Source organism: Kingella pumchi, from assembly GCF_022288825.1.
Lineage (GTDB): Bacteria > Pseudomonadota > Gammaproteobacteria > Burkholderiales > Neisseriaceae > Kingella_D > Kingella_D pumchi.
The window spans coordinates 376-12,573 of sequence record NZ_JAKOOW010000026.1; the positions used below are offsets into that span (position 1 = coordinate 376).

Below are 12,198 nucleotides of genomic sequence, written 5' to 3' on the forward strand. Positions count from 1 at the left end.
CTATATGCCTGCTTTTCAGGCTGCTTTGGGCGTTTGGCTCGCAAAGGCAGCCTGAAAACGTTTGGCGCAAGATTGTTACTGCTTGGGCAAACGATAAAGCCGGCCTGTCGTTAACTGACAGGCCGGCTCGCGTTTAACGGACGCTTAGTTTTTCTCTTTGTCGCAGGCACCACGGCGGGTAATGGTGATGCCCAGCTGCTTGAGTTTGCGGTAGAGATGGGTACGCTCCAGGCCGACTTTTTGCGCTACGCGGCTCATATTGTGGTTTTCCTGGTGGATGTGGTATTCGAAATAGCGCCGTTCCAACTCTTCGCGCAATTCGCGCAGCGGCAGGTCGAAATTGAAGCCGTTTTTGCCGTCGCCGCCGCTTTCCTGGTTGAACTGGTTGAGCATCCGTGCCACGGCGCCATCGTTCACTTCGCCGCAGCCGCTGTTGAGCACCAGACTTTTGACCACGCTTTTGAGTTGTTCCAAATTGCCCGGCCATTCGTATTGGCGCAGCTTGGTGAGGGCGGCGGAAGTGAAACGCACGCGCGGCATGTGCTGGCCGGTGCACGATTCTTCGGCGATTTGTTCGACCAGAAACGGAATGTCGTCGGATTGGAAGCGCAGCGGCGGGATGGAAACGGTTACGCTGGAGAGCAGGCCGAGCAAGTCGGTATCTTGGGCGCCGTCGCTGATAAGCTGCGGCAGGGGTATGGTGCTGGTGCAGATGATGCGGGTGCGGTGCTGGGCGGCTTTGCCGACGATGAAATTGATGCTCTTGCGGATGTCGCGCGGATATTGGGCGATGTCGCCCAGATAGAGAATGCCGCCGGTGGCGCGGTTGAGCAGATCGCCGGGCATTTCGGCGATGTGGGCGGCTTTGGTGGGTTCGATCCACGGGGTATTGTTTTTGTGCAGGCAGCGGGCAACGGTTTCGAAAGGGGAGCCGGATTCGCCCAAGAGCATCACCGGGCTGGTTTGCGCGGCAGCGTTTTCCACTTGCTGCATCAGCTCTTTTATCACCGTGCTTTTGCCCAGCTTGTCGAGCGAGATGGCGGCGGCAGACTGGCTGGCGTTGTATTTCATCGCCCGCTCTACCGTCGAGAGCAATTTTTGCATGGTAATCGGCTTTTCCAAGAAATCCAGTGCGCCGATTTTGGTGGCTTCGACGGCGGTGTCGATGCTGCCGTGGCCGCTCATCATCACCACCGGCATGGTGAGCTGGCCGTTGGTCGCCCATTCTTTGAGCAGGGTGATGCCGTCGCTGTCGGGCATCCAGATGTCCAATAAAACCATGGCCGGCCGGGTTTGGTTGCGCAGCCTGCGGGCTTCGCCTGCGTTTTCGGCCAAGGCCACGGTATAGCCTTCGTCTTCCAGCGTTTCCTGTAAAACCTCTCGGATGCCGATTTCGTCGTCTACGATCAGGATGTCGGTGTTTCGCATGATTCGTTGGTTTCTTGTGCGGGTGGTAATGTGATGCTGACGCAGGCGCCGCCGCTTTGGCGGTTGGACAGGGCGATGCGTCCGTGCTGCTCTTCGATGATTTTCTTCACAACCGGCAGCCCCAAACCGGTGCCGCCGGCTTTGTCGGTTACATAGGGCTCGAACGCGTGCTGCAGCATGTGCTTGCTGAAACTCTGGCCGTTGTTGCAAACCTCTAGGGCGATTTGCCCGTTTTCCACAAAGGTGCGGATATGCACCTGCGGTTCGGCATCCGCCGCTGCCGCTTCCGCTGCGTTTTTCAGCAGGTTGTGCAGCACTTGGCGCATGGCGGTGTTGTCGGCTTTCAACTCGGGCAGATGCCCGTCCAAATCGGCGCTAAAGCGGCAGGGCGTGCTTTCGTACAACACCAAGATTTCTTCAATCAGTACGTTTAAGTCGATATTGCTCAAACGTTTGATGCCGGAAGAGCGGGCGTAGTTGCGGAAGGCTTCCACCATCACCTGCAGCGCGGCAACCTGCTTGACAATGGTGTCGGTGGATTTCTGCAGTATCTGTTCGTCGGCCTCAGCCAGCTTGCCATGCAATTTGCGTGCCAATCGTTCCGCCGACAGCTGGATGGGCGTGAGCGGATTGCGGATTTCGTGCGCCAGCCGTTTGGCGATTTCGCCCCATGCCGCTTCTTTTTGCGCCATAACCAGATTGGTAATGTTGTCAAAAATCAACACTATGCCTTTGCCGTTTTCTTCAGGCAGCCTGACCGCCAAGCCTTGCAAAATCCGCTCGTCTTCTGCGGTGGGGTAGGCGATTTCTATGGCGCTGCCGCTTTCTTCGCTTGCCAGCAGTCGGTTGAAAACTTCGGCCAAAGTGTGGTGTTGCGGCGACAAATCTGCCCAATTTTGCCTGTTGTGGCCGATCAGTTGGCGCAGCGACAGCGCCAAAATGCTTTCCGCGCTTTGGTTGTAGGTGTTCAGGCAGCCTGAACGGTCGAGCGTGATCACGCCGGAGCTGAGACTGTCCAGCACGCGCTCCAGATAATGGCGGGCGGCTTCCTGCTCTTTACGGTGCAACTCGTCCGACACTTTGGCAATGGCCAGCTGTTCGGTCATGTGGTTGAACTGCTCGGTCAGGCGGCCGAGTTCGTCGCGGCGGGTAACGGTGATGCGGCGGCTGAAGTTGCCATGCGCCACCGCCTGCGCGCCTTCGGCCAGCAGCAGGATCGGTTCAACGAAGCGGCGGGCGAAATACAGCGCCAGCGCCAGCGAAACCAGGCTGGCCAGCACGGTTGTCAGCGCCAGGGTAATGACAAAAAAGGTTTGCAGGCCGCGGTTGGCAAAGACCAGCTCGGCATATTTCGACCAGGCCGCTTCGATCAGTTGCGCGTCTTGGGCGGTATTGGCGGGCACCGGCTGGCGGAAAAACAGCGCATAGCGTTTGCCGTTACGCTCGGGCAGCGCCAGCCAGCCGCCGGCATACAGGGTGCCGTTGATGTTTTCCACGCCGCTTTCTTTGCCGCTCATGCGGATGCGGGTCAGTGTTTCGGCATCGAGTTCGGGCTGGCGCAGATGCAGCGGATTACTTTCGGATACCAGCTGCGGCTGTTGTTTGATTTCCCATACCGCCACATGGCTGAACTGGCGGGCGCGGGCGGTTTGCAGCGCGTCTTGCGGACGGTTTTGCAGGCTGGCGGCGGTAAGCTCGGCATACAGCAGACCGGCCTGGTCGGTGGTTTTGCGTACCGCGCCGTCCAAAGCGCTGCGACTGAGTTTCAGGCTGCGTTCGAGCGCTTCTCTGGTGTCGTCGCCAAACCAGGAATGGATGGTGCGGGTAATCATCTGCCCCGAAACCAAGAGCAGCAGCAGCGCCGGCACCATCACCGCCAGCGTGAAGGCGAGCGACAGGCGGCGGGCGATGCGCGAGCCGAATACGCGGCTGCGGCGGTCGCGCACAATCAGCCAGATATAACGCAGAATCACCGCGATCATCACCGCGATCAGCGCCAGGCAGGCGCCGCCGATATACCAGAAATAGGGCGCCAGACGGCTGCTGTTGTCGGTGGAAAGAACGAGCAGGAAGAGAATGGAGAGTGCGATAAAGCCGAGAATCAGAAGAAAACGCTGCATGATGGAAAAAAGCTTTCAGGCTGCCTGAGAGACGTGCGGCGGGTTAGTGCTGGGGTTTTACCTGCAGGGTCTGCCAGCCGGAATCCAGATTCCAGCTTTTGGAAGTCAGCGCGTTGATTTGGAAGGGTTTGGGCAGGTTTCCCATGCTCAGGTTGAGACGGATTTGCGCTTTGATTTCGTTGGCTTCGATATCGCTGAGCGCGTCTTTGTTGAGCACTTTCCAGTTGGCGATTGCGCCGACGGCTTTGAGCGCGGTCTGCAGGCTGTTGTATTCGGTGGAAAAGGTGCCGACGGTAATGCGGTAGCGGCGGGTGAGCGGGTGGTAGGAGAGTTTGTAGCCGACGGTGTTTTCGTTGCTGATCAGCTGGGTAACGCGAAAGCGGTAGGCCGCCAGCGTCGGTTTTTCCAGCTGGTAGGAGAGTAGAAATTCAAGCGGCACGCCCTGCTGCAGCGCGTCTTTGAGCTGGTCGGGCAGGTCGGTTTGGAAGCGGCTGCTGATGCTCAGGCGGCCGTCGGCCGTCAGCACGGCTTCGCGGCGGGTGGGCTTGATGCCTTCGGCCGCGGCACCCAGCGGCAGCGCCAGCAGTGCCAGCGCCAGCACGCACGCAGGCAGCCTTTTCAGGCTGCTTTTAAGGCGAAAAAGCAGCCTGAAAGGGGAATACGGCTCACAACGGCGGCCGTTTGCGGATAAGCGCGTAATAAAAGCCATCTTGTTTGTCGTTTGGCAGCAGAAGCTGTTCGGTTACGGATTCGGCATCGGGGTGGCGGCTGAGAAAGCGGCGGCACTGTTCTTGGTTTTCTTCTTCAAACAGCGAGCAGGTTGCCAGCAGCATCCGTCCCCCGGGTTTGACCGTCTGCCACAGCGCATCAAGCAGTGCGGCTTGCTGGCGGGCGGTCTTGACGCCGTCGGCGGGACGGCGCAGCCATTTGATGTCGGGATTGCGTTTGACGGTGCCCGAGGCGGTGCAGGGAATGTCCGCCAATACGGCATCGAAAGGGCGGCCATCATACCACGCGGCCAAATCCTGCGCTGGCGCGCAGTGCAGTTCGGCCTTGAAACCGAGGCGATCGAGATTGTCTTTTACCCGCTGCAGACGCTGCGGGTCGATGTCGATAGCGGTCAGCTCGCAGTCGGCCGATTCGAGTATGTGCCCGCTTTTGCCGCCCGGTGCGGCGCAGGCATCGAGCACGCGTTCGCCGTTTTGCACGTCCAAAATCAACGCTGCCTGCTGGGCGCCGAAGTCTTGCACGGATACCACACCTTCGGCAAAGCCCGGCAGTTTCGCCACCGGCACCGCCTGATCGAGCCGGATGCTGTGGCTGCCGAGGATTTTGCCGTCCAAACCGGCAGCCTGAAGGGTGGTCAGGTAGCTTTCGGCATCGCTGTGGCGGCGGTTGACGCGCAAGGTCAGCGGCGGGTGCGATTGGAAAGCGGTGGCGATATTGTGCCAGTGCTTCGGATAGCGGTTTTGCAGATAGGCCAACAGCCAGGCGGGCAGATTGTATTTGGCGGTGTCGTCGCGGCGGGCGGCAGCCTGAAGTTTTTCCTGCTCGCGCAAAAAGCGGCGCAGCAGCGCATTGGCGAGCGAGCGGTATTGGCCGCGGCCGATGCGGGCGATTTGCGCCACCGCTTCGTTCACCACTGCGTGCGGTGCGTTGCGGGTGTAGGCCAGCTGGTAGAGCGCCACCAGCAGCAGCGCTTCAAGCTGCGGATTAGACAGCGGACTGTTCAGCATACGGCCGAGCATAAATTTCAGGCTGCCTGCGTAGCGCTGCACGCCGTAGGCAAGGTCTTGCAGCATGCCTTTGTCTTGCGGCGACAAATCGGGATGCGCCCGCAGCAGCGCCGCCAATTCGTCGGCAAGATTACGGCCTTCGCCAACGGCAACAACGGTTTGCGCGGCCAGTTTCTGAACTTGGGAAAGGGACATGGTAGGGCGGTCTTGGAAATCAAATAATCAATAAGGCCAAGCTGCTTTCAGGCAGCCTGAAAACGGCAGGGCAGGCTTACAGCATATAGCCGGCACCAAGCGCATGGCCGGCGAGAAAGGCGGCGGCGTCCATGCGGCGGCTGCCGGCAGCCTGAAGCTCGGTAATCCGCAGCGCGCCGCTGCCGCAGGCCACGGTAATACCGCCGGCGTCGGCTTGGATAATGCTGCCGGCGCGGCCGCTGCCGTTTGCCGGCTCCGCGCGCCAGATTTTCAGCGGCTTGCCCTGGTATTCGACCCACGCCGCCGGCACCGGATTGAAGGCGCGGATTTTGCGCAGCAATAGTGCGGCGTCTTGGTTCCAGTCGAGATGGGCGTCTTCCTTGCCGAATTTGGCGGCGTAGCTGACGCCGTTTTCAGGCTGCGCAACGGCTTTCAGGCTGCCTTCGCATTCCAAGCGCTGCAAGTCTTCGACGATAGCGGCAGCGCCCAGTTCCATCAGCGCGTCGTGGACGTCTTGTGCGGTATCGTGATCGCCGATGGCGTAGCGGTGTTCGCTGACGACGGCACCGGTATCCAATCCGGCATCCATCTGCATAATGCACACGCCGGTTTCGGCATCGCCCGCTTCGATGGCGCGCTGGATGGGGGCGGCACCGCGCCAGCGCGGCAGCAGCGAGGCGTGGATGTTCAGGCAGCCGTGCTTGGGCGCGTCGAGCACGGCTTGCGGCAGAATCAGGCCGTAGGCGGCGACCACCATTGCGTCGGCGCCGATGCTGCGGATGTGCGCCAGCGCGTCGTTGTTGCCGCGCAGTTTTTCAGGCTGCTCTACATTCAGCCCGAGCTCGAGCGCGGTTTGCTTGACCGGACTGGGCTGCAGTGCCATGCCGCGCCCTTTGGGACGGTCGGGCTGGGTCAGCACCAGCGGCACTTCAAAACCAGCTTGGACAATGCGTTTTAATGCGGCGGCGGCAAAATCGGGGGTTCCGGCAAAAATAATCTTCATGAGCGTTTGGCAGTTTTTATGTTTTCAGGCTGCCTTGATAAGCGCAAAGGCAGCCTGAAAGGGTGAAAAGATAAAGCGGCAGGAAGCGGCGGCAGTATTTTCAGGCTGCCTGCTTCATTTCTTTTTTGCGTTTTTTCATTTTGGTGCGGATGCGGGTCTGCTTCATCGGCGAGAGGTATTCGACAAAGAGTTTGCCGTCCAAATGATCAATTTCGTGCTGGATGCAGATGGCAAGCAGGCCGTCGGTTTCCAATGCCTGCTTGTCGCCGGCCAAATCGAGAAATTCGACGCGCACACTCTCGGCACGGGTAACGGTGTCGTACACGCCGGGCACCGACAGGCAGCCTTCTTCATAGGTGGTCTGGCCGTCTTTGTGGGTGATAACGGGATTGATCAGCACCAATAGGGAATCATGTTCTTCGGAAAGGTCGATAACGATAATGCGCTCTTGGATATTGACCTGGGTTGCCGCCAGACCGATGCCGCGTGCTTCATACATGGTTTCGGCCATGTCCGCAGCCAGCTTGCGGATACGCTCGTCCACCGCGGCAACGGGCTTGGCAACCTGGTGCAGGCGCTCGTCGGGGTGGACCAAAATCGGGAGTAATGCCATTTTGTTTTTTTCTTTCAATTGATAAATGCTATGTGTGCGTGTGAAAAATTTAAGTGAAATGTTGCATCCGGCACCACTAATGCGGGCGGGAAAACACGTTGCAAGGGGACAGAGTGTGGCAAACTTACCAATTTGCCTTTACGGAAAGCAGCGCAATACTAGCCGAAACACGGTTAAATGCACTATTATTTCGCCTATCCGTTAAAACATGTAATCCTAACCAAGGGGATGCGAATGCAAAAGCCTATTATAACCCTGCTTTGTGCGGCAGGCATGATAATTTCCACTCCGGCAATGGCAGAAAAACTGCGCATCCGGCCGAATGCGCCCAAGCAATATACCGTGAAAAAAGGTGATACCCTGTGGGGCATTTCCGGCAAATATCTCTACCATCCGTGGAAATGGCCGTCTTTGTGGAATGTAAACCGTAAGAAAATCGCCAATCCCCATCTGATTTATCCGGGTCAGGTGTTGGTGCTCTATTATGTAAACGGCCGTCCGGTGCTCGGCGTTAAACGCGGCAAGAGCAAAAAAGGCGGTATTCCCACCATCAAACTCAGCCCGAGAATGCGCGAGCTGAGCGCAGGCTACGGTATTCAGACCATTAATGTCGATTTCTACCGCCTGTTTATGAAACACCCCCAATTCCTGAGCGCCGAGCAGGCCACCCATCTGCCGCGCTTGGTGGGCGGCCCTGACAGCCGCGTGATGTACACCAACGGCGACCGTATCTATGCCGATGGTGTGAAAGAACCCGGTAAATATTTGGTTTTCCGTATGGGCAAAGATTTGATTGACCCGGAAAACGGCCGCAATTTGGGCAAACTGATCGAATTCAGCGGCGAAGCCTATACCGTTGCCGGTCGCGATCAGGTTTTGGCTGATCAAAGCGCCTATGAAGTTTCATTGGAGGAGCGTCAAGACGGCAAGCGCGCAAAAAGCGTAACCGCCCACACCGCCCAAGCCATGCTGCTGGACAATGCGGTTTCCGAAATCCGCAAGGGTGATTACCTGCTGAAGAAAAACAGCGATTTCGATACTGCGTTCAACATGATGCCGCATGCCCCGGACCGTCCGGTTAATGCCCGTATCGTAGAAATCATGGACGGTGTTTCCGAAAGCGGCACCATGCAGACCCTTATCCTGAACCGCGGTACTGCCGATGGTTTGAACAAAGGCACCGTTCTGGGTATTTACAAACGCGGCAAACTGCTCAAATCCGAATGGCGTCCGCGTGACGGCGAAGATAAAAAAGGCCGTTATGTGAATACGCCTAATCAGGAAATTGGTTTGGCAATGATTTATCGTGCCGGCCCCCACGTATCTTCGGCGATTATTTTGGAAAGCATTACCAATGTAAGCAAAGAAGACCTGCTGGCAGAACCCGGCCGCGATCTTGAAACCTTTGGCCCCAGCAATGTGGGTAAGGAAAACATGATCCGCAACTAAACCTGCCGGAAACAAAAAAAGCAGCCTGAAAACTTTTCAGGCTGCTTTTTGCATCTTTAATATTTTGAAAGTTAAAAACCTTTTTCATTACTCCGTTTCACGCCTGCCCAATGCAGGCGTTTTGCCGTTTCAGGCAGCCTGAAAACTGATGAAAAGTGCTAATGGTTCGCAAATACTAAAGAATAGTTCCGACTACTCCTTTCGGATAGGGCGGTTTCCGTATTAGGGCAACTGTTTTTTTTCGGTCGGCTGCTTAAGAATGGCATTGTCCGCGGCATAGGGGTGAAACCCTGAAGCGGCGGGCGTTTCTAAGCTAAATAAGCTTGTTTTTGTGAATCATAACTTCAGGTCTTAAGGACGAAAATGAAATCTCCAGCTTACAAACGCTATTCGGTATTGGTGTCCAGTACGGTGTCGTTCACCGTATGTTTCATGATTTGGATGATGTTTGCGGTGGTCGGTATTCCGATTAAAGCGCAACTGGGTTTGACCGAAGCCCAGTTTGGCCTGCTTACCGCCATTCCCGTGCTCTCCGGCTCGCTGGTGCGCGTGCCGCTGGGGATTCTTACCGACAAGTACGGCGGCCGCATTGTGATGTTTGTGCTGATGCTCGCCAGCGTGCCGTTTATTTTCCTGATGCAGTATGCCACCGAGTATTGGCAGTTTCTCACCATCGGCCTGATTATGGGCTTGGCGGGCGGCTCGTTTTCGGTGGGCACGCCCTATGTCGCCCGCTGGTTTTCCAAAGAGCAGCAGGGCTTGGCGATGGGGATTTTCGGCGCGGGCAACGCGGGCAGTGCGCTCACCAAGCTGATTGCGCCGCAGCTGATCGCATGGTCGGCAGCGGCAGGCGCGGCCGCAGCGGCGTGGAAAATCGTGCCCAACGTGTATGCCGCGCTGATGCTGGCAACGGCGGTGTTGTTTTGGTTTACCAGCTACCACGACCCCAAACATCTCACCGATTCCAAAGTGAGCTTGAAGCAGCAGTTGGCCTTGCTTAAAGACCCCGGCGTTTTGCGCTACAGCCAGTATTACTCCGTGGTGTTCGGCGGTTATGTCGGCTTGGCTTTGTGGATGACGCACTATTACGAAGGCGAATACGGCATGTCGCTGACCACCGCCGCGCTGCTGGCTGCCTGTTTTTCCCTGCCCGGCGGCGTGTTACGGGCTTTGGGCGGATGGCTGTCCGACAAATACGGCGCCTATAAGGTAACTTGGTATGTGATGTGGGTGCTGTGGGTGTGTTTCTTTATTCTCTCTTATCCGCCGACCGATTTTGTGATCAGCACCACGCAGGGCGCCAAGTCTTTCCATATCAGTTTGAACGTGGTGGTGTTTACCGTTTTGATGTTTGCCGCCGGTATTGCGATGGCGGTGGGCAAGGCTTCAGTATTCAAATTCGTCGCCAACGACTACCCCGACAACATCGGCGCGGTATCCGGCATTGTCGGCTTGGCCGGCGGCATGGGCGGTTTCCTGCTGCCGAGCATGTTCGGCTTTCTGCTCGATTACACCGGCATCCGCTCGACCGCCTTTATGCTGCTTTATGGCACCGTATGCGTGTCGCTGGTGTGGATGCACTTTTCGTTTAAGCCCAACCGCGGGCAGTAGCACAAACAGGCAGCCTGAAAACCCCAAAAACGGTTTTCAGGCTGCCTGATGTACTTTCAGACGGCTTATTACCGTTTTTCAAACTGCCGTTGTTTCAGGCTGCCTGAAACCAAAAATCCAACCCATTGAGGAGCAACCCATGTCCCAACCCATCCAAGACTGGCGGCCGGAAGACCCGCAGTTCTGGCAGTCTACCGGCAAAAAAATCGCCAAACGCAACCTGCTGATTTCCATTCCCGCGCTGTTTCTGGCCTTTGCCATGTGGCAGGTGTGGAGCGTAACCACCCTGCGGCTCAACGGTATCGGCTTTCAGTTCACCAAAAACCAGCTTTTCTGGCTGACCGCCGTGCCTGCGCTGTCCGGCTCGGTATTGCGTGCCGTGTATTCGTTTATGGTGCCGATTTTCGGCGGCCGCCGTTGGACGGCGATTTCCACCGCCAGCCTGCTGCTGCCCGCCATCGGCATCGGCATGGCCGTGCAGGATACTTCCACCAGCTACGCCACCATGATTGTGCTCGCGCTGTTGTGCGGCTTTGGCGGCGGCAACTTTTCATCGAGCATGGCCAACATCAGCTTTTTCTACCCGCGCTCGGAAAAAGGCACGGCGCTGGGCTTGAATGCGGGCTTGGGCAACTTGGGCGTATCGGCGGTGCAGTTTGTCGTGCCCATCGTGATTGCCGGCGGCCTGCTGGGCAGCTTGGGCGGCGAGCCGCAAACCTTTACCGACGAAACCGGCACCAGCCAAATCTGGCTGCAAAACGCGGGTTTTGTGTGGGTGCCGGTTATTCTCGCCTCCGCGCTGGCCGCATGGTTCGGCATGGACGATTTGGCCTGCGCCAAAGCCAGTTTCAAAGACCAAGCCAGCATTTTCAAGCGCAAACACACCTGGCTGATGTGCGTCTTGTATTTGGGCACTTTCGGCTCGTTTCTCGGCTTTTCCGCAGGCTTTCCGCAGCTGGCCCAAACCCTGTTTCCGCACATCATTCTGATTAAATACATTTTCTGGGGGCCGCTCATCGGCGCGGTGATGCGCCCCATCGGCGGCTGGGTGGCCGACAAACTCGGCGGCGCGTTTATCACCAATATCGTCTTCGTCGGCATGATCGCAGGCACCGTCGGCGTACTCTCCTTCCTGCCCGACGCAAAGGGCAACGGCGGCAGCTTCTGGGGCTTTTTCTCCTGCTTTATGGTGCTGTTCGGACTGGCCGGTTTGGGCAACGGCTCGACCTTTATGCAGATGCCCGCCATTTTCAGCATTTTCCACAAAAACCGCGCCGAAGCAGGCCACACCGACCACGACACCGCAGGCCGCGACGCGCTGCGCGAATCGGCCGCCGTCGTCGGCTTTACCGCCGCGTTTGCCGGCTTTGGCGGCTTTTTCATTCCCACCAGCTACGGCCTCTCCATCAAAATGACCGACAGCGTCAATGCCGCCCTGTACCTGTTTATCGGCCTGTACGTCGTCTGCGCTGCGATTAACTGGTGGTACTACCTGCGCAAAAATGCCGAAACCAAGTGCTGACGGACAAGGCAGACTGAAAAACCGTTGCGATATTTTCAGGCTGCTATGAACTCCCTCTCCCGCTTGCGGGGGAGGGAATCAAGCGGCAGACTGTTCAGACGGTCTTACGCCGCCCAAGCTCAACCAAGCAGCCTGAAAGGCCGTTTGAAACCCCAAACCCACCCGCACGAAAGCACAAGTAGGGCGTGCGGCCAAGCGCATCGCCGTTGCCCAACGGTTGCTCCTAGGGGGCTGTTGACAATTGGTTTGCGAAGCGGATTTTTTGTCGGAAAGCGGCAGATGCAAGGCGAAAACGCGAGCCAATGCTGCCCATTGGCGAGTGTTTTCAACGTGGCAGATGCCGTTTTACGGCGAAAAAGCTGCCGCAATACCAAATGTCAACAGCCCCTAATTCACGATGCCCCGCACGCCCTACCTGTGTTTTTGCTTTCAGGCTGCCTAACCAGCTTTTTAGACGGCCTAAACCGCCACAAAGCAGTCTGAGACCCCAAACCCGCCACAAAACCGCAAAAGGAACACCC

General features: G+C 57.5%; 9 protein-coding genes. 3 read left to right on the top strand and 6 right to left on the bottom strand.

The window, feature by feature from the left end:
• Positions 1 to 144: 144 nt before the first annotated feature.
• From MB824_RS07480 to def, 6 genes are all read right to left on the bottom strand, one after another.
• Entirely contained in the window at positions 145 to 1,428 is a 1,284-nt protein-coding gene (locus tag MB824_RS07480) for a sigma-54-dependent transcriptional regulator (protein WP_238747714.1), read from the bottom strand.
• Positions 1,407 to 3,548, bottom strand: coding sequence for a sensor histidine kinase (locus MB824_RS07485; protein WP_238747716.1), 2,142 nt, complete (start codon positions 3,546 to 3,548; stop codon positions 1,407 to 1,409). Before MB824_RS07485 ends, MB824_RS07480 begins: the two co-directional genes overlap by 22 nt.
• 43 nt (positions 3,549 to 3,591) lie before the next feature.
• On the bottom strand, positions 3,592 to 4,257 hold the full coding sequence (locus tag MB824_RS07490) for a DUF4390 domain-containing protein (protein WP_238747718.1): 666 nt from the start codon (positions 4,255 to 4,257) through the stop codon (positions 3,592 to 3,594).
• Positions 4,214 to 5,479 (bottom strand): 16S rRNA (cytosine(967)-C(5))-methyltransferase RsmB, encoded by a 1,266-nt coding sequence (rsmB, locus tag MB824_RS07495; protein ID WP_238747720.1) that lies wholly within the window; start codon positions 5,477 to 5,479, stop codon positions 4,214 to 4,216. The genes MB824_RS07490 and rsmB overlap by 44 nt, the downstream gene beginning before the upstream one ends.
• 76 nt (positions 5,480 to 5,555) lie before the next feature.
• Positions 5,556 to 6,482, bottom strand: a complete 927-nt coding sequence (gene fmt, locus MB824_RS07500; RefSeq protein ID WP_238747722.1) for a methionyl-tRNA formyltransferase — start codon at positions 6,480 to 6,482, stop codon at positions 5,556 to 5,558.
• A 100-nt stretch (positions 6,483 to 6,582) separates the two neighbouring features.
• The gene (gene def / locus MB824_RS07505) at positions 6,583 to 7,095 is read right to left on the bottom strand and encodes a peptide deformylase (RefSeq protein WP_238747724.1); all 513 of its coding nucleotides are present in this window, start codon (positions 7,093 to 7,095) and stop codon (positions 6,583 to 6,585) included.
• Positions 7,096 to 7,329: 234 nt separating this feature from the next.
• On the opposite strand from def, the gene MB824_RS07510 reads away from it, so the two are divergent.
• The 3 genes from MB824_RS07510 (at position 7,330) to MB824_RS07520 (ending at position 11,677) form a co-directional block, all read left to right on the top strand.
• Complete coding sequence (locus MB824_RS07510; RefSeq protein ID WP_407659230.1) at positions 7,330 to 8,544, top strand: LysM peptidoglycan-binding domain-containing protein; 1,215 nt, start codon at positions 7,330 to 7,332, stop codon at positions 8,542 to 8,544.
• Positions 8,545 to 8,907: 363 nt separating this feature from the next.
• Positions 8,908 to 10,155: an MFS transporter gene (locus MB824_RS07515; protein ID WP_238747727.1), complete on the top strand. Its 1,248-nt coding sequence runs from the start codon at positions 8,908 to 8,910 to the stop codon at positions 10,153 to 10,155.
• Between the two features lie 139 nt (positions 10,156 to 10,294).
• Positions 10,295 to 11,677 (top strand): MFS transporter, encoded by a 1,383-nt coding sequence (locus MB824_RS07520; protein WP_238747729.1) that lies wholly within the window; start codon positions 10,295 to 10,297, stop codon positions 11,675 to 11,677.
• Positions 11,678 to 12,198: the final 521 nt, after the last annotated feature.